Below are 18814 nucleotides of genomic sequence, written 5' to 3'. Positions count from 1 at the left end.
TGAGGACGCCGCACCCTCGACTCACCTGGCTTTGGTTGTTGATCTGTCGCTTGGCTGCAGCGCCCACCATCGCAGGACACGCCGCAAGTACGTCCATGTAGGCTCTTACGCGGCATCCATGCCGCGTAAGGTCCCGCGACGGTGAGCGGGCAAGGACCTGTCGAGATGGTCGGTATGCAGATGGCGAGAGCGCCGCACATCCGACCAAGGCGGCGCTGGTGGCCCGACGCCGGCTTTCACGCCGGATGGACCGGCCGCGGTGGGTGCTCTGGTAAAATTGCCGGCTGATGCCGTCGCCAACCACCTTCCCCTCTCCGCCGCTGCCCAAGTCCGGCCAGCTCCGCGCCTATTGGCGCGCTCCGTCTTCGCCGACTGCGCTGGCCTGGTCGATCGCACGCGCCGCCGAGGCGCATGCCGGCCCGCTGCTGGTGATCGCCCGCGACAACCAGAGCGCGCATCAGATCGAGGCGGATCTGCATGCCTTGCTCGGCGAGCATGCGACGCTGCCGGTGGTGCCGTTTCCCGATTGGGAGACCCTGCCCTACGACCAGTTCAGCCCGCACCCGGAGATCATCAGCCAGCGCCTGGCCGCGCTGCATCGGCTGCCCGCACTGACCCGTGGCGTGGTGATCGTGCCGGTGCAGACGTTGATGCAGCAGCTGGCACCGCTGAGCTACATCGTCGGCGGCAGTTTCGATCTCAAGGTCGGCCAGCGGCTGGATCTGGATGCGGAAAAACGCCGTCTGGAAAGCGCCGGCTACCGCAACGTGCCGCAGGTGATGGACCCGGGCGATTTTGCGGTGCGCGGCGGCCTGCTCGACGTGTTCCCGATGGGCGAAGCCACGCCGTTGCGGATCGAGTTGCTGGACGAGGATATCGACTCGATCCGCGCCTTCGACCCGGAATCGCAGCGCTCGCTGGACAAGGTCGAGGCCGTCAAGCTGCTGCCCGGCCGTGAAGTGCCGATGGACGATGCCAGCGTCGAACGTGTGCTGGCCTGCCTGCGCGAGCGTTTCGACGTGGATACCCGGCGCAGCGCGCTGTATCAGGACCTGAAGTCGGGGCTGGCGCCGTCGGGGGTGGAGTATTACCTGCCGATGTTCTTCAGCAAGACCGCCACCTTGTTCGATTATCTGGACAAGCGCGTGCTGCCGCTGGTCGCCACCGGCGTTTCCAATGCGGCGGACACGTTCTGGGCGCAGGCGCAGGACCGCTACGAGCAGCGCCGCCACGATGTGGAGCGCCCGCTGCTGACGCCGGACGAGTTGTATCAGTCGCCGGACGCACTGCGCGAGCGGCTCAACAAGCTGGCGCGCATCGAAGTCTGGGCCAGCGACCATCCGCGCATCGACGATGCCGCCGCGCTGGGCGACCAGCCGTTGCCGCCGCTGCCGGTGGCGGCAAAAGACGCCCCGGCCGGCCAGGCGCTGGCCTCGTTCCTGGGCCATTACCCCGGCCGCGTGCTGGTGGCCGCCGATACCGCCGGCCGGCGCGAAGCCTTGATGGAAGTGCTGGCCGCCGCGCAATTGAAGCCGGAAGTCGTCGCCGACCTGCCCGCCTTCCTGGCCGCGCCCAAGCTGCGCTTCGGCATCACCGTGGCGCCGCTGGAAGACGGCTTTGCGCTGGACGCCCCGCAGATTGCGGTGCTGACCGAGCGCCAGCTGTTTCCCGAGCGCGCCAACCAGCCGCGCCGAAGCCGCCGGGTCGGACGCGAGCCGGAAGCGATCATCCGCGATCTGGGCGAGCTGTCCGAAGGCGCGCCGATCGTGCACGAGGACCACGGTGTGGGCCGCTACCGCGGGCTGATCGTGCTCGACGCCGGCGGCATGCCCGGCGAGTTCCTGGAAATCGAATACGCCAAGGGCGACCGGCTATATGTGCCGGTGGCGCAGCTGCATCTGATCAGCCGCTATTCCGGCGCCTCGGCCGAGACCGCGCCGCTGCATTCGCTGGGCGGCGAGCAATGGACCAAGGCCAAGCGCAAGGCGGCCGAAAAGGTCCGCGACGTGGCGGCCGAACTGCTGGAAATCCAGGCCCGCCGACGTGCGCGTGCCGGTCTGGCGCTGCAGGTGGACCGGGCGATGTACGAGCCGTTCGCGGCCGGCTTTCCGTTCGAGGAAACCGCCGACCAGCTGGCGGCCATCGATGCGACGCTGCGCGATCTGGGCAGCAGCCAGCCGATGGACCGCGTGGTCTGCGGCGACGTCGGCTTCGGCAAGACCGAGGTGGCCGTGCGCGCCGCATTCGCCGCCGCCAGCGCCGGCAAGCAGGTTGCCGTGCTGGTGCCGACCACGTTGCTGGCCGAGCAGCATTACCGCAATTTCCGCGACCGCTTCGCCGATTACCCGATGAAGGTGGAAGTGCTGTCGCGCTTCAAGAGCACCAAGGAGATCAAGGCCGAGCTGGAGAAGGTCGCCAGCGGCGAGATCGACGTCATCATTGGCACGCACCGGCTGCTGCAGCCGGACGTCAAGTTCAAGGACCTGGGCCTGGTCGTGGTCGACGAAGAGCAGCGCTTCGGCGTGCGGCAGAAGGAAGCGCTCAAGGCGATGCGCGCCAACGTGCATCTGCTCACGCTCACCGCGACCCCCATCCCGCGCACGCTCAACATGGCCATGGCCGGGCTGCGCGACCTGTCGATCATCGCCACCCCGCCGCCGAACCGGCTGGCGGTGCAGACCTTCATCACCGCCTGGGACAACGCGCTGCTGCGCGAGGCCTTCCAGCGCGAGCTCAGTCGCGGCGGGCAGCTGTACTTCCTGCACAACGATGTGGAAAGCATCGTGCGCATGCAGCGCGAGCTGTCCGAACTGGTGCCGGAGGCGCGCATCGGCATCGCGCATGGGCAGATGCCCGAGCGCGAGCTGGAGCGGGTGATGCTCGACTTCCAGAAGCAGCGCTTCAACGTGCTGCTGTCGACCACGATCATCGAATCGGGCATCGACATCCCCAATGCCAACACCATCATCATCAACCGCGCCGACCGCTTCGGCCTGGCACAGCTGCACCAGCTGCGCGGCCGCGTCGGCCGCTCGCATCACCGCGCCTACGCGTACCTGGTGGTGCCGGATCGTCGCTCGATGACCTCCGATGCGGAAAAGCGCCTGGAGGCGATCGCCTCCATGGACGAGCTCGGTGCCGGCTTCACCCTGGCCACCCACGATCTGGAAATCCGCGGTGCCGGCGAGCTGCTGGGCGAAGACCAGAGCGGGCAGATGGCCGAGGTCGGTTTCAGCCTGTACACCGAGCTGCTGGAACGCGCGGTGCGCAGCATCCGCCAGGGCAAGCTGCCGGACCTGGATGCCGGCGAGGAGGTCCGCGGTGCCGAGGTCGAGCTGCATGTGGCCGCGCTGATTCCCGAGGATTACCTGCCCGACGTGCACACGCGCCTGACGCTGTACAAGCGCATCTCCAGCGCACGCGATGCCGATGCGCTGCGCGAATTGCAGGTGGAGATGATCGACCGCTTCGGCCTGCTGCCGGACCCGGTCAAGCACCTGTTCGCGATTGCCGAGCTCAAGCTGCAGGCCAATGCGCTGGGTGTGCGCAAGCTGGACCTGGGCGAGAACGGCGGCCGGCTGGTCTTCGAAGCGAAACCGGCGATCGACCCGGTCGCGGTGATCCAGATGATCCAGAAGCAGCCCAAGATCTACACCATGGACGGCCCGGACAAACTGCGCATCAAGCTGCCGCTGCCGGAAGGCGCGGACCGCTTCAACGCCGCACGCGGCCTGCTGACGATGCTGGCGCCGAGATAAGCGCGCTGCCCGGTCGGTTGCGCCTGCTTTATGCAGCGCTCTCGACCGTGCAGGACGCAAGCAGGCGTCGGGCGCGTTGCGATCGCGGCGCGAAGTCAATCCGGTCCAATGCGGCATTTCCACTAACGCCCATCGCAACATGCGATGCCGGGCGTGACGCATGCCGCCTGTTTCATGCGTTTTAGCGGCAATGGCCGTGCACAATCCATCCCGCATCCATTAAAGAAGTCGGCTGAAAGGCGGCTATCTGTCCTGCAGGACTGTCCAGGACATTGGTTTCCTGAGCCTGCTTGCGACAAAGCTGAGCAATTAATGCCCAGGCAGTGATGGGTTTCTCAAATCCGTCACCGCGGTGAATTTGGCCTAAATATTCCTGCCGCGCGCCGATACCTGCATGGACCGGCGTGATCCCCGTGTGCAGAGATGCCCGCGAGCCCACGCCGGAGCGACCTTTTCCGCGTCAGGCACGCATCCGCGCGCCATCGCATCGCTTGAGGCATCAATGAACACGCCACTGTCCGATCTACCCGCGCCGCTGACGCTCGCCCTGGAAGGCGAGATGACCATCCGTCGCGCTGCCGAACTCAAGCCGCTGCTGCAGCCGGCCTTGCTGCATCCGGGCGGACTGCACCTGGACCTGGGGGCGGTCAGCGAGATCGACACCACCGGCCTGCAGTTGCTGCTGGCGACCAAGCAGGCGATCCAGGCCGACGGCCGGCCGTTTTCGCTGACCGATTCCAGCCGCGCGGTGGTCGATGTGATCGAACTGCTCGGCCTGCTCGAAGCGCTGTACCCGCATGCGGTTGCGGGTATCGGCGAACGCATTCACTAAGGGACCGGCAACGCGTATGGATATGAACCAGCTGATGCAGACCTTCCTGGCCGAGAGCCGGGACCTGCTCGAAGACATGGAACGTCACCTGCTCGAAGCCGAGCGTGGCGAGTCCTCGCCGGATGCGGTCAACGCGATCTTCCGTGCGGCGCACACCATCAAGGGCTCGGGCGGCCTGTTCGATCTGCCGCAGCTGGTCGGCTTCACCCATGTCGTGGAAAGCGTGCTGGACCTGGTGCGCGACGACGCGCTGACGCTGAGCTCGGAGTTGATCGCGCTGCTGCTGGTGTGCTGCGACCACATCCATGCCCTGGTGGAAACCGCCGCCGACCCCGCCCACGCCGATGCCGACGCACTGGCGGCAGAGGCCGAACCCCTGCTGGCGCAACTGCAGACCTACCTGCAGGCCAGCGCATGCGGTGTCACCGCCACCGCCCTCCAGCACAGCACCCCGGAAAAACAGAGCGGTTACTGGCGCATCGCGCTGAAACTGTTCGCCGACGCGCTGCGCTACGGCAACTCGCCGCTCAAACTGATCCGTAACCTGCGCGGGCTGGGCTCGGTCGAGTCGATCAGCACCGATGTCAGCCAGCTGCCGAGCTTCGAAGCGCTCGATCCGGAAGCCAATTATCTGGGCTTCCAGATCCTGCTGCGCAGCGATGCCGACCGTGCCGCGATCGAGGACGTGTTCGAGTTCGTGCGCGAGGACTGCGACCTGGAGATCCTCTCGGTGCCGGCACTGATGGATGCCAGCGCCGTGCCTGCCAGCGAACCGGTCGTGGCTGCTGTCGCGCCGGTCGTCGGCACGCTGGCTGCCGTGCCGGCCGCAGCGCCGGCACGCGTGCCGCAGGACACCGGCGCACGCAACACCGACGCGCGCTCGATCCGCGTCGATGCCGACAAGCTCGATCGCATGATCGATCTGGTCGGCGAACTCATCATCGCGGTGGCCGGCACCAACGCCAACGCACAGCGCACCGGCGACGCGCAGTTGCTGGAATCGGCCTCGATCCTGGCCGGCCTGGTGGAAGAGGTGCGCGAAAGCGCCCTGCAACTGCGCATGGTCAAGATCGGCGGCACCTTCAGCCGCTTCCAGCGCGTGGTGCACGATGTGGCGCGCGAACTCGGCAAGGACATCGCGCTGGTGGTGGCCGGCGAGGACACCGAGCTGGACAAGTCAGTGGTGGAAAAGATCGGCGACCCGCTCACCCATCTGGTGCGCAACGCCATGGACCACGGCATCGAGCCGGCGGACGTGCGCGTGGCGCGCGGCAAGCCCGCACGCGGCACCGTTGGCCTCAACGCGTATCACGACTCCGGCAGCATCGTCATCCAGATCACCGACGACGGCGGCGGCCTGAACCGCGACCGCATCCTGGCCAAGGCGCTGGAACGCGGTCTGATCGAGCCGGGCCGCCAGCTCAGCGACCGCGAGGTGTTCGCGATGATCTTCGAGCCGGGGTTCTCCACCGCCGAAAAGGTCACCAACCTGTCCGGGCGCGGCGTCGGCATGGACGTGGTCAAGCGCAACATCACCGCTTTGCGCGGCACCGTGGAGATCGACAGCAGCGCCGGCGTGGGCACCACCATCTCGGTGCGGTTGCCGCTGACGCTGGCCATCATCAACGGCTTCCAGGTCGGCGTCGGCAAGTCGGTGTTCGTGGTGCCGCTGGACGTGGTGGAGGAATGCGTGGAATTCACCCCTGACTACGCCAGCGACTACATCGACCTGCGTGGCAGCGTGCTGCCGTATGTGCGCCTGCGCGAACTGTTCGCGCTTGGCGGCAGGACGCCGGCGCGCGAAAGCATCGTGGTGATCCGCCAGGGCGCCCAGCGCTTCGGCCTGGTCGTGGACACCTTGCTGGGCGAATGGCAGACCGTGATCAAGCCGTTGTCCAAGGTCTTCGCGCAGGTCAAGGGCATCAGTGGCTCGAGCATCCTGGGCAGCGGCGATGTCGCGCTGATTCTCGATGTGCCCAGCCTGCTGCAGCAATTGCATCCAAATCAGGACGCCCTGGCGGCCTGAGTCACCACACCAGCACTCCCCACATCACCGCGTCATTCGTTGTTCCCTGAGCCCAGGAAGCTGCCGCCATGTCACACCGTCTCCCGATCGCCACGCAGTTGTGGTTCACCGCCGCCCTCGCCCTCGCCTTGCCCGTCGCGGTGGTGGTCGCCGGCTTTGCGCTGACGCTGTCGCACGGCGCCCTGCTCGCCGCCAGCGTCCTGGCCGCGCTCGTCAGCGGCGCGTTGCTGTTCCATGCGATCCGCAGCGCGACCGGCTCGCTGCAGCTTGCCACCACTACGCTGGATGCCTTCGCGCGCGGCAACTTCGCCGTCGCCTTGCCGCAGCTGCGCGATGAGCAGGCCTGCGAGGTGCTGCGTGCGCTGCGCAAGGTGCAAGGCAACATCGCCCACGTCAACGAGGAGATCAACCGCGTCTCGCAGGAACACGATGCCGGCGAGATCGATGCACGCATCGACGTGGCGCGTTTCGACGGCGACTTCCGCACCATGGGCGAAGGCATCAACCGCATGGTCGCCAGCCACATCGCGGTCAAGAAGCAGGCCATGGCGTGCGTGGCCGAGTTCGGCCGCGGCAATTTCTCCGCCGAGCTGGAACGCCTGCCGGGCAAGAAGGCCTTCATCAACGAGATCGTCGAGCAGATCCGCGGCAACCTCACCGGCATGGTCGCCGAGGTCAACCGCATGGCGGCCGAGCACGACGCCGGCGATATCGACGTGGTCATCGAAACCCAACGTTTCAGCGGCGATTTCCGTCGCATGGCCGAAGGCATCAATGCGATGGTGGCCAGCCACATCGCGGTCAAGAAGCAGGCCATCGCCTGCGTGGCCGAATTCGGCCGCGGCAACTTCACCGCGCAGCTGCCGTTGCTGCCGGGCAAGAAGCGCTTCATCAACGAAACCCTGGAACAGGTGCGCGGTAACCTCACCGGCCTGATCGCCGAGATCAACCACATGTCGGCCGAGCACGAGGCCGGCGACATCGACGTGGTGATCGACAGCAGTCGCTTCGACGGCGATTTCCGCAGCATGGCCACCGGCATCAACCAGATGGTGGGCGCGCATATCGCAGTCAAGAAACTGGCGATGGGCGTGGTGGCCGAGTTCGGCCGCGGCAACTTCGAGGCACCGCTGGCGCAGCTGCCGGGCAAGAAGGCCTTCATCAACGACACCGTGGAGCGCGCGCGCGGCAACCTGCGCAGCATTTCCGAGGTGATCCAGGTGATGGGCGCAATGGCCGACGGCGACCTCACCCACACCGTGGAAGGCCGCTACGAAGGCGCGTTCGCCGACATGCAGCGCTACGTCAACACCACCATGAGCCGGCTGACCGAGATCGTCGATGAGGTCAACCGCAACGCCGAGAACCTGGCCAGCGCCTCCGAACAGGTCAGCGCTACCGCCCAGGCGCTGGCCCAGGCCGCCAGCGAACAGGCTGCCGGCGTGGAAGAGACCAGCGCCTCGTTGGAACAGATGACCGCCTCCATCGCGCAGAACACCGAGAACGCGCGCGTCACCGACAGCATGGCCGCCAAGGCCGCCAGCGAAGCGGCCGACGGCGGCGACACCGTGCGCGCCACCGTGGTGGCGATGAAGGACATCGCCAAGAAGATCGGCATCATCGACGACATCGCCTACCAGACCAATCTGCTGGCGCTCAATGCCGCCATCGAGGCCGCGCGTGCCGGCGAACACGGCAAGGGCTTTGCGGTGGTGGCGGCGGAAGTGCGCAAGCTAGCCGAGCGCAGCCAGATCGCCGCGCAGGAGATCGGCGAGGTGGCCGGCTCCAGCGTGGACCTGGCCGAAAGCGCCGGCCGCGTGCTCGGCGAGATGGTGCCCTCGATCCGCCGCACCTCCGACCTGGTGCAGGAAATCGCCGCCGCCTCCGAGGAACAGACTGCCGGCGTCAGCCAGATCAACACCGCCGTCGGCCAGTTGAACCAGACCACGCAGTCGGCCGCGGCCAATGCCGAAGAGCTGGCCGCCACCTCGGAGGAAATGAGCGCGCAGGCCGAACAGCTGCAGCAGTTGATGGGCTTCTTCCGGCTCGGCAACGGCTCGCGTGCGGCGGCATCGCCCAGCAGCAAGCCTGGCCCGCGCCGGATCGCAACGCATGGCAGCAGCACCGCGGTCAGCGCGCCGCCGCGTCGCAGCAACGTGCGCCAGATCAGCGCGGTGGCGACCACCGCCGATGCGATCGACGAATCGCAGTTCGCCAGCTTCTGAGGAAACGACGATGCAACCGCACAGCGCAGCCATCACCACCACACGCACCGTTGCGCCGTCATCGACGGCACCGCAGCAATACCTGACCTTTCTGCTGGGCACGGAGATGTTCGGCCTGGGCATCCTCGGCATCAAGGAAATCATCGAATACCGCGCCCCCACCGACGTGCCGATGATGCCGCCGGCCCTGCGTGGCGTGATCAACCTGCGCGGCGCGGTGGTGCCGGTGGTGGATCTGCAGCAACGCTTCGGCCGCAATGCCAGCGCGATCACCAAGCGCAGTTGCATCGTGATCGTGGAGATCGCCCATGGCCAGACGCATCAGGTGCTCGGCCTGCTGGTGGACGCGGTGAACGAAGTGCTGGAGATCGCGCCCGACGCCATCGCCGGCGCGCCCAGTTTTGGCGCCGGCATCGCACGCGAATGCATCCATGCGATGGCCAGGATCGGCGAGCGCTTCGTGATCCTGCTCGATGCCGACGCGGTGCTGGGCAACGACGCACTCGCCCAGCTGCCTGTCGCCGAGCTGGCAGCCTGACATGTCCAGCATGCACGCAAGGACTCCCATGCGCCCCACCCTTCTCTCCTGCAGCTGCGCGCTGGACGGCCCCGTGTTGGTCGTCGACGACAGCGTGGTCCAGCGCGAACACGCGATGGCGCTGTGCCGCCAGCTCGGCGCCGTCGCGGTCGATGGCGCGGTCGACGGCCACGCCGCGCTGGCCTGGCTGGGCAGTGCGATTTCACCATCGCTGCTGCTGATCGATCTGGAAATGCCGGGCATGGACGGCGTGCAGCTGCTCGATGCGCTGGCACGCGGCAAGTACAGCGTGCCGGTGGTGGTGGTCTCGCAGCGCGGCGGCGCCCTGATCGATGCGGTGATGCAGCTCAGCCGCAGCGCCGGCGTGCGCGTGCTCGGCGGCATCGAAAAGCCGATGCATCTGCAGGACTTGGCCAATGTGCTGGAGTGCGAACCGGGGCTGGCCACGAACGCGCCTGCGTTTGCACAGCCGGCGATATCGCCGCTGATGTCCAGCGGTGGCGCGGCGGCATCGCGGCTGGACCGGGCCATGCGCCGCGGCGAAATCCGCGTGGCCTACCAACCCAAACTCGATCTCAGGGATGGCCGCCTGCGCGGTGTGGAAGCACTCGCGCGCTGGCGCCGCCCGCAAGGCGACATGATCGGGCCGGAGCGCTTCATTCCGCTGGCTGAACGCGAAGGCCTGATCCATGCCTTGACCCAGCAAGTGATCGACCTGGCGGTCGCCCAGCTGGTGGACTGGCGCGCAGAAGGCTTCGAGCTGAGCCTGGCCTTGAACCTGTCGCCCAACCTGCTCAGCGAGCAGGGCTTTCTCGAACAACTGTGCGGCAAGCTGAGCGACAACGGCCTGAGCCCTGCCGATCTGGTGCTGGAACTCACCGAAAGCGCCATCGTCGAGCCGGCCAATGCCCTGAGCATGCTGGCGCGCCTGCGCCTGCATGGCTTCGGCCTGTCCATCGACGACTACGGCACGGGGTTTTCCTCGCTGCAGCGCCTGGCCAGCATTCCCTTCACCGAACTCAAGCTGGATCGCAGCTTCGTGCATGCCGCCCATCGCAGCCGCAGCCAGCGCACCGTGCTCGAATCCACGCTGGAACTGGCGCACCGGCTCGATCTCACCGCCGTGGCCGAAGGGGTGGAAACCCCGGACGACTGGCGCCTGCTGCGCGAGCTGGGCTGCGACCTGGCGCAAGGCTATCTGATGGGCTCGCCAATGCCCGGGCCGATGCTGTCGGAGTGGTGGCGCGAACACGCCGTGCGCATCGCCCGCCTGTGCGGCAACGCACTGCCCAGCGATGCGGATGTCGCCTGACATGAGCACGTCCACCGCCATCACCGAACAGGAATTCGGCCGCTTCCAGCGCTTCATCTTCGAAGCGGCCGGCATCAGCATTTCCTCGGGCAAGAAGGCCATGTTGTGCGGCCGCCTGGGCAAGCGCCTGCGCGAACACCAGTTCAGCAATTACACGCAGTACCTGCAATTGCTGGAAAGCCGCCAGGACCGCGCCGAGATCCAGACCGCGATCGATCTGCTGACCACCAACGAAACCTACTTCTTCCGCGAGCCCAAGCACTTCGAGCTGCTGCGCAAGCTGGCCGGCGAACATCGCGGCGGCCTGCCGTTCCGCTGCTGGAGCGCGGCCAGCTCCAGCGGCGAAGAGGCCTACAGCATGGCGATGGTGCTGGACGACGCCTTGCAGGGGCGGCCGTTCGAAGTGGTCGGCAGCGACATCAGCACCCGCGTGCTGGCCAAGGCGCGCACCGGGCACTACGCGCTGCAACGCATCGACGGCATTCCGCAGGCGTATCTGAAGCGCTATTGCCTGCGTGGTCAGGGCGAGTACGACGGCACCTTGCTGGTGGAGCGCCGCCTGCGCGACCGGGTCAAGTTCGTGCATGCCAACCTCAACACGGCCTTGCCGATGCTGGGCAGCTTCGATGCGATCTTCCTGCGCAATGTGATGATCTATTTCAATGGCCAGACCAAGCGCGAGGTCATCCTGCGCGTGCTGTCCAACCTCAAGTCGGGCGGATATTTCTGCATCGGTCATTCGGAAAGCCTGAGCGAACTCGACATCGATCTGGTCCAGGTGGCACCCTCGATCTTCCGCAAGGCCTGAGCCAAGGATCCGCCGTGTCGATAGCCCTCAACCGCCCTGCCGCCAGCCCCAGTCCCATCAAGGCCATGGTCGTCGACGACTCGGCGGTGGTGCGCCAGGTGCTGGTGGGCGTGCTCAACGACGCGGCCGACATCGAGGTCATCGCCACCGCGGCCGACCCGTTGCTGGCGATCGAGAAGATGCGCAAGCAATGGCCGGACGTGATCGTGCTGGATGTGGAAATGCCGCGCATGGATGGCATCACCTTCCTGCGCAAGATCATGAGCGAGCGCCCCACCCCGGTGGTGATCTGTTCGACGCTCACCGAAAAAGGCGCACGCGTCACCATGGATGCCCTGGCCGCTGGTGCGGTGGCCGTGGTGACCAAGCCGCGACTGGGGCTCAAGCAGTTCCTCACCGACTCGGCCGAGGAACTGGTCAATACGGTGCGCAGCGCCGCACGCGCCAACGTCAAACGGCTGGCCGCGCGGGTTGCCGCAGCGCCGCTGGAAGCGGAGGTCAAGCACACCGCCGATGTGATCCTGCCTGCGCAAAGCGGGCGCGCGCTGGCGCAGACCACCGAGCGCATCGTTGCCATCGGCACCTCCACCGGCGGCACCCAGGCGCTGGAAGAAGTGCTGACCGCCTTGCCGCGCGTCTGCCCCGGCATCGTGATCGTGCAGCACATGCCGGAGAAATTCACCGCCGCCTTCGCCGCGCGCCTCAACGGCCTGTGCCAGATCGCGGTGAAGGAAGCGGCCAACAACGACCGGGTGATGCCGGGCCGCGCATTGATCGCGCCCGGCGGCAAGCATCTGCTGCTGCGCCGCAGTGGCGCGCAATACTTTGTCGAAGTGATGGAAGGCCCACCGGTCAACCGGCATCGTCCGTCGGTGGATGTGCTGTTCCGCTCGGCCGCACGTGCGGCCGGCAGCAATGCGCTGGGCATCATCATGACCGGCATGGGCGACGACGGCGCCGCCGGGCTGCTGGAAATGCGTCAGGCCGGCGCGCGCACGGTGGCGCAGGACGAGCACACCAGCATCGTGTTCGGCATGCCCAAGGAAGCGATCAAACGCGGCGGCGCCGACCGCATCCTGCCGCTGGGCGCGATGGCGCGCGAGATCGTGACACAGCTGCAGTAGCGCGCTGCACGCGCATGCGGCGGAACTACAACTGCGACTCCAGCGGCAACCAGCCCATCACCGTCGCCGCGCCACGCCGCCACACGCTGGCTGCCGGCTCCTGCGACCACACCTCGGGCGGTTGCGCCGCATCGTCGTGCCAGCGCAACTCGCCGTGCTCCAGAGTCACGCGGTAACTCACCGGCGCACCGATCTTGCGGTTGTAGACCTGTTCCAGTTGCGCGGCCACTGCGCGATCGTTGAACAGCAGGCCCATCTCGGTATTGAGGTTCATCGATCGCGGATCCAGATTGAACGAGCCGATGAAGCCGCTGCTGTCGTCCACCACGAAAGCCTTGGTGTGCAGGCTGGCCCCGCTGGACCCGAACAGGCTGCCGTCCGGCTTGCCCATCGGCTTGAGCTCGTACAGGCGCACGCCCTGGGTGAGCAGTGGCACGCGGTAATCGGCGTAGCCGCTGTGGACGGCAACCACATCGTTTGCCGCCAGCGAGTTGGTCAACACGCTGACGCGCACGTTGCGCCGACGCAACTGGCCGATCCAGCGCATGCCTTCCTCGCCCGGCACGAAGTACGGCGAGATCACCTTCAGCTCGCGCTGCGCACGCGCCATCTCGCCGATCAGGATTGGCGTCATCCAGTCGGCCTGCGGCGGTGCGCCCTCGGCCTTTTCCGGCGGGTCGGAGACGATGCGCGCCTGGTCCAGCCAATGCACCTGGCGCTGGCCCTGCGTCAGGGCCTGCACGCTCGGCGACCGGCGCAGCCGCTCCACGTAGGGATGCGCGCGTGCCGATGCCAGGCCGGCATCCAGACTGCCGCGCAATGCATCCAGTGCCTGAGGCTGTGCCGTCACCAGCGCGGCCAGCGGCAAGGCGTTGGGGCTGTTCCAGTACGCATCGAAGACCTGCTCGGCCTGGCCCACGGCCGGCCCCATCAATGCCGCATCCATGTCCATGAAGTTGGTGTCGCGCGCCGCATCGAAATACTCGTCGCCGACATTGCGGCCACCCACCACCGCCATCCGGCCATCGGCAATCCAGGCCTTGTTGTGCATGCGCCGATTGATGCTGAACATGCGCAGCACCATCTCCACGCCGCGCATCAGCGTGCCTTCGCGCGCACGGGTGGGATTGAACAGCCGGATCTCGATCAGCGGGTGGCTGTCCAGCGCCGCCAGCACCGAATCGCTGCCGTGGATGTTCATGTCGTCCAGCAGCAGGCGCACGCGCACGCCGCGATCGGCCGCATGCAGCAGCTCGTTGTGCAGCAGGTTGCCGGTGAAGTCCGCATGCCAGATGTAGTACTGCAGATCCAGGCTGCGCCCGGCCGCACGCGCGGTCAGCGCGCGCACTGCAAACGCGTCGACATTGTCGGGCAGGATCACCATGCCGGTCTGGCCGGCATGTGCCTGCTGCAGCGGCGCGACGACCCGATCAATCGGCGTGGCGATCGCCGTGGCAGGCAGCGCATGGCTCACCGCACCGCGTTGACGATCGGCAAAGCGCCCGTAGCCGTACAACGACAGCACGCTGCCCAGCACCAGGATCAGCACACCGATCGCGATCGCCTTGAAGATCTTTCGCCTTGTCACTGCCGCTCCCCGCCGGTCGAAGCGCGGCAGTCTAGACGCTGCACCGGCAGCCCGATGTGCAGACGCAGCCGCAAGCAGGCTCTACAAAGCCGCTAAAACGCGGCAACTGCAGCACGCGCGGTCGCAACCGCACGTGCTGCAGTTGCGCCGATCACCAGATCGCAACGCGCTCTTTGTCCCCACGCACCATCGCATCGCCGGGCTTGCACTGGAATGCCTGCGCGAATGCCGGCATGTTGGACGGCGCGCCATTCGCGCGGAAATTGGCCGGCGCATGCGGATCGGTGTTCAGGCGCACGCGCAGTTCGCCGTCGGTGAAGTTGCGGCGCCACACCGTGGCCCAGTTCATGAAGAAGCGCTGGTCCTGGGTATAACCGTCGATGTCCTTGCTGGCGTCGGGTTGTTCCTGCAACGCCATCTGCAGCGCGTCGTAGGCCACGGTGAGACCGCCCAGGTCGCCGATGTTCTCGCCCAGGGTCAGCTTGCCTTTGACATGTACGCCGGGAATCGCTTCATAGCCGTCGAACTGCGCCACCAGCTGGTCGGTGCGCTGGGTGAACAGCTTGCGGTCCGCATCGGTCCACCAGGTATCGAAGTTGCCCTTGGCATCGAACTGGCTGCCCGAGTCGTCGTAGCCATGCATCATCTCGTGCCCGATCACCGCGCCGATACCGCCGTAGTTCAACGCCGGGTCGGCCTTGGGATCGAAGAATGGCGGCTGCAGGATCGCGGCCGGAAACACGATCTCGTTGCGCGTGGCGTTGTAGTACGCATTGACCGTCTGCGGGGTCATATGCCACTCGCGCTTGTCGACCGGCTTGCCGATCTTGTCCAGCATGTAGCGGTAGTTGAATGCCTGCGCGGCCTGCATGTTGGTCAGGAATCCATCGCCACGGGTCTCCAGGCCCGACCAGTCGCGCCATTGATCCGGGTAGCCGATCTTGGGCGTGAAGCTGGCCCACTTCTCCAGCGCGCGCTGCCTGGTTTCCGCGCTCATCCAGTCGAGTTTTTCCAGCCGCGCCTTGAGCGCCGCCGAGAGGTTCTGCACCAGCTGCTGCATCTGCTGCTTGGACTCGGCCGGGAACGCGGACTGCACGTACAACTGGCCCAGGGCCTCGCCCATCGCCTCGTTGACCGCGTTCAAGGTGCGCTTCCAGCGCGGCAGCATGTCCTGCTGGCCACGCAGTGTCTTGGCATAGAAATCGAAATTGGCCTGCTCGAACGGTTTGGCCAAGTACGGCGCTGCCTCATCCACGCTGTGGAAACGCAGGTAGGCCTTCCAGGTATCCACTGGCGTGTCGGCCAGCATCGCATCGAGCTCGGCGAAGTAACCCGGCTGGCTCAGCGAGAAGGTCCCGGCCGGCACCTTGAGCGCGCTGAAGAACGCCTGCCAGTCGAAATGCGGCGTGACCGCATTGGCGCCGGCCACATCGACCGGGTTGTAGCGCTTGGCCGGGTCGCGCAGTTCGATGCGCGACAGCGAGGCATTGGCCAGGCGCGTTTCGAACGCCATCACCGCCTTGGCCTGGGTTGCCGCCTGCGCTGGCGCAACGCCGGACAATTCCAGCACGCGCGCGATGTAGGCCACGTACTGCTCACGGATCTTGGCCTGCGCCGGATCGGTGTAATAGCCCTTTTCCGGCAGTCCCAGACCGCCCTGGCCCGCGTAGGCGATCATCTGTTCGGAATTCTTGTAGTCGGCATTGGCGCCGAACGAGAACACGAAGCCCTGGCCCTTGGCATAGCTGTCGCGCAACCACGCGGCGATGGACGGCGCATCGGTCAGCGCATCGATCGCCTTCAGCTGCGGCTGCAGCGGCGTGATGCCGGCCTTGTCGATCGCCGCTTCGTCCGAGCCGGTGCGCCACAGGTCGGCGATCTTGGCATCCACCGAGCCGGCCGACAGGTTGCCGCGCGCCAGTTGCTCCACCAGCGCGTGCTGGATGGTCAGCGAACGCTCGGCCAGCACTTCGAAACTGCCCCAGCTGGTGCGGTCCGATGGCACCGGATTGGCCTTGAGCCACTTGGCGTTGACGAAGCCGTTGAGGTCCTGACACGCGTTGATGGCCGGATCCAGGTCATTGATGCCAAAGGCCACGATCGGTGCATCGAGCTTGGACACATCCACCCTGGTCGGTGCGGCCGGCGTTGCGGCCGGTGCCGGCTTGGCGCTGTCGTCGGAACTGCCACACGCCGCGAGCGTCACCGCGATGGCCACCGCAAGCGACAGTGGCGCGAATTTGCTCAACATCTTTCCATTCTCCAAGGCAGACGACCGCGTCGGACGCAGTCAAAAAAGTAGGCAATCAGCGCAGACACACCAACCACACCATCATCGCAACAGCACCGCAACGCCCTGACGTCCGGTGCCGCGCCTTATCGAAGAACTTACAACGACCAACAAGACACTGCGCGTCAGCTGGGCACGCGCGTGCCAGCGCCATCTACCGCCGCGGAAACCACCCAGCAGTCCGGCGCAGCAGCGTGCCCTCGACTGCCATCATTTGCGTGCGTACATCGGCGCCATCAGCAGATACACCGGATACGCCAGCGCCATCAGCACCAGCGCAACCTCATGCCCGGACGCGGCCTCCGCCCAGGATTCCATCTGCCGCGACGGCCCCAAAAAACCAAACATCAGCAGCGCCACACCCATGACGCAGATCAGCAGCGCCACACCGATCGCCGAAGCCGATACGCTGCCCCAGGCCAGCACCGCGAACGCCGCACTGCCACCGGCCAACAGCAACCCCAACGTCACCAGATACGCGCGGCAGTAGGTGGCACTCATTTGTTGCCTTTTACGCTTGCTGGACATCATGTCTCCCCTGCAAGAACACACGCATGCAATCATGCGGTACCTGTTCGATCCGCGAACAGGCACCGCCTGCGTGTCAAACCCGCACGCCTCACTCGAACGCGCGCTGCGAAACCCACGCCACGCTGCGCGCCATGCACGCAGCGCAGCCGGCGGATGCGGCGATTACTTCGCCTTGCCCTGGTTGGCCACCGCTTCGGCGGCACGCTTGGCCGCTTCCGGGTCGCCCAGATAGCGGAAGCTTTGCACCTGCAGGTTGTCGTCCAGCTCGAACAGCAACGGGATGCCGGTCGGGATGTTGAGCTCCAGGATCTGCTCGTTGGAGACATCGTTGAGGTATTTGTACAGCGCGCGCAGCGAGTTGCCGTGCGCGGTCACCAGCACGGTCTGCCCGGCCTTCAACTGCGGTGCGATCGCGTCGTGCCAGTACGGCAGCACGCGCACCAGCGTGGTCGCCAGCGACTCGGTGCCCGGCAACGCGTTGCGGTCCAGCGTGGCGTAGCGACGGTCGTGACACGGATGCCCCGGATCGTTGACGTCCATCGCCGGCGGCGGGATGTCGTAGGAACGGCGCCAGATCTTGACCTGTTCCTCGCCGTGCTTGGCCGCCGTCTCGGCCTTGTCCAGCCCCTGCAGGCCACCGTAGTGGCGCTCGTTGAGGCGCCAGCTCTTGGACACCGGCAACCAGTCCTGGTCGAGTTCCTTCAACGCGCCCTGCAGCGTGTGGATGGCGCGCTTGAGTACCGAGGTGTGCGCCACATCGAACTGCAGGCCTTCGTCCTTCATCAGCTTGCCGGCCGCAGCCGCTTCCTGGCGGCCTTGCTCGGTGAGTTCCACATCCACCCAGCCAGTGAAACGGTTGTCCAGGTTCCATTGGCTCTGGCCATGGCGCAGCAGTACGAGTTTACGGGTCACTACGGTTCTCCGATTGGGGGCCGATCAGCCTGCGATTGTAACGGCAGCCAGCGCATCGCAGGCGTGCACGACACCGCCACGCCCGGCGCGCGATGCTGCAGCCATGCAAACGATCGATCCCGTCTTTGCCGGTTGGGATGGCAGCGTCATCCAGGCGCGACAGTTGCAACAGCAACTGGCACACCGCGTGGTGCTGCAGGACCAGGCCGGCGCAACACCGCAGCTGCTCGCCGGCTTCGACGTCGGCTTCGAAGACGACGGCCAGACCACACGCGCAGCCGCGGTGCTGCTGGATGCAGACACGCTGATGCCGCTGGAAACGCATGTCGCGCGCGTGCCCACCTCGATGCCGTACGTACCGGGGTTGCTCAGCTTTCGCGAGCTGCCGGCCTTGCTGCAGGCGCTGGCACTGCTCTCGCGCCCGCCGGATCTGGTCTTCATCGACGGCCAGGGCATCGCGCATCCGCGCAAGCTCGGCATCGCCGCGCACTTTGGCGTGGTGACCGGCTTGCCCAGCATCGGCGTGGCCAAGCAACGCCTGGCAGGCAGCTTCGTCGAGCCGGGACCCGAGCGCGGCGACCATAGCCCGATCCTGCTGGGCGGCACGCAGATCGGCTGGGCGCTGCGCAGCAAGCTGCGCTGCAATCCGCTGATCGTCTCGCCGGGCCATCGCGTCTCGATGCAGGGCGCGCTCGACTGGACGCTACGTACCCTGCGCGCCTATCGCCTGCCCGAGCCCACGCGCCTGGCCGATCGGCTGGCCTCGCGGCGCGGCGAGATCACCCTGGACACCGCGGCGCCCGCACAACTGTTCTAGCGCGCGGCAGTCAATCGCGATCGACACGCTGCGTACCTGCAGCAGTCGTCCAC

Annotated in this window: 13 protein-coding genes; 9 read left to right on the top strand and 4 right to left on the bottom strand. The window is 66.5% G+C overall.

Annotation, left to right across the window (positions count from 1 at the left end):
• Positions 1-287 precede the first annotated feature (287 nt).
• The 8 genes from mfd to XARJCFBP2528_RS14200 all read left to right on the top strand — a co-directional run bounded on the left by mfd (position 288) and on the right by XARJCFBP2528_RS14200 (position 12623).
• Positions 288-3758, top strand: coding sequence for a transcription-repair coupling factor (mfd, locus tag XARJCFBP2528_RS14235; protein ID WP_016904958.1), 3471 nt, complete (start codon positions 288-290; stop codon positions 3756-3758).
• Between the two features lie 502 nt (positions 3759-4260).
• Entirely contained in the window at positions 4261-4590 is a 330-nt protein-coding gene (locus XARJCFBP2528_RS14230; protein ID WP_016905011.1) for an STAS domain-containing protein, read from the top strand.
• Positions 4591-4606: 16 nt separating this feature from the next.
• Positions 4607-6616, top strand: a complete 2010-nt coding sequence (locus XARJCFBP2528_RS14225; RefSeq protein WP_026064935.1) for a chemotaxis protein CheA — start codon at positions 4607-4609, stop codon at positions 6614-6616.
• Between the two features lie 68 nt (positions 6617-6684).
• The gene (locus XARJCFBP2528_RS14220) at positions 6685-8841 is read left to right on the top strand and encodes a methyl-accepting chemotaxis protein (protein ID WP_047124812.1); all 2157 of its coding nucleotides are present in this window, start codon (positions 6685-6687) and stop codon (positions 8839-8841) included.
• 10 nt (positions 8842-8851) lie between these two features.
• Positions 8852-9379: a chemotaxis protein CheW gene (locus XARJCFBP2528_RS14215; RefSeq protein WP_047124811.1), complete on the top strand. Its 528-nt coding sequence runs from the start codon at positions 8852-8854 to the stop codon at positions 9377-9379.
• Between the two features lie 28 nt (positions 9380-9407).
• Positions 9408-10691, top strand: a complete 1284-nt coding sequence (locus XARJCFBP2528_RS14210; RefSeq protein ID WP_039519918.1) for an EAL domain-containing response regulator — start codon at positions 9408-9410, stop codon at positions 10689-10691.
• Between the two features lies 1 nt (position 10692).
• Complete coding sequence (locus tag XARJCFBP2528_RS14205) at positions 10693-11499, top strand: CheR family methyltransferase (protein WP_024939356.1); 807 nt, start codon at positions 10693-10695, stop codon at positions 11497-11499.
• Positions 11496-12623, top strand: a complete 1128-nt coding sequence (locus XARJCFBP2528_RS14200; protein WP_026064711.1) for a protein-glutamate methylesterase/protein-glutamine glutaminase — start codon at positions 11496-11498, stop codon at positions 12621-12623. The genes XARJCFBP2528_RS14205 and XARJCFBP2528_RS14200 overlap by 4 nt, the downstream gene beginning before the upstream one ends.
• Positions 12624-12648: 25 nt before the next feature.
• Here the strand turns inward: XARJCFBP2528_RS14200 and XARJCFBP2528_RS14195 are convergent, their stop codons facing one another.
• The 4 genes from XARJCFBP2528_RS14195 to gpmA form a co-directional block, all read right to left on the bottom strand.
• Complete coding sequence (locus tag XARJCFBP2528_RS14195; protein ID WP_047124810.1) at positions 12649-14211, bottom strand: phospholipase D family protein; 1563 nt, start codon at positions 14209-14211, stop codon at positions 12649-12651.
• 151 nt (positions 14212-14362) lie between these two features.
• Entirely contained in the window at positions 14363-16462 is a 2100-nt protein-coding gene (locus XARJCFBP2528_RS14190) for a M13 family metallopeptidase (protein ID WP_016904066.1), read from the bottom strand.
• Between the two features lie 249 nt (positions 16463-16711).
• Positions 16712-17029 (bottom strand): hypothetical protein, encoded by a 318-nt coding sequence (locus XARJCFBP2528_RS14185; RefSeq protein WP_024939360.1) that lies wholly within the window; start codon positions 17027-17029, stop codon positions 16712-16714.
• 165 nt (positions 17030-17194) lie between these two features.
• Entirely contained in the window at positions 17195-17944 is a 750-nt protein-coding gene (gene gpmA / locus XARJCFBP2528_RS14180) for a 2,3-diphosphoglycerate-dependent phosphoglycerate mutase (protein WP_016904068.1), read from the bottom strand.
• Between the two features lie 103 nt (positions 17945-18047).
• Here gpmA and nfi point away from each other — a divergent pair, with 103 nt between their 5' ends.
• The gene (gene nfi, locus XARJCFBP2528_RS14175; RefSeq protein ID WP_016904069.1) at positions 18048-18761 is read left to right on the top strand and encodes a deoxyribonuclease V; all 714 of its coding nucleotides are present in this window, start codon (positions 18048-18050) and stop codon (positions 18759-18761) included.
• Positions 18762-18814: the final 53 nt, after the last annotated feature.

Source organism: Xanthomonas arboricola pv. juglandis (assembly GCF_001013475.1).
Taxonomy (GTDB): Bacteria; Pseudomonadota; Gammaproteobacteria; order Xanthomonadales; family Xanthomonadaceae; genus Xanthomonas; species Xanthomonas arboricola.
Note: the sequence above shows the minus strand (reverse complement) of the source record. Positions and strands in the feature narration are given on the sequence as shown.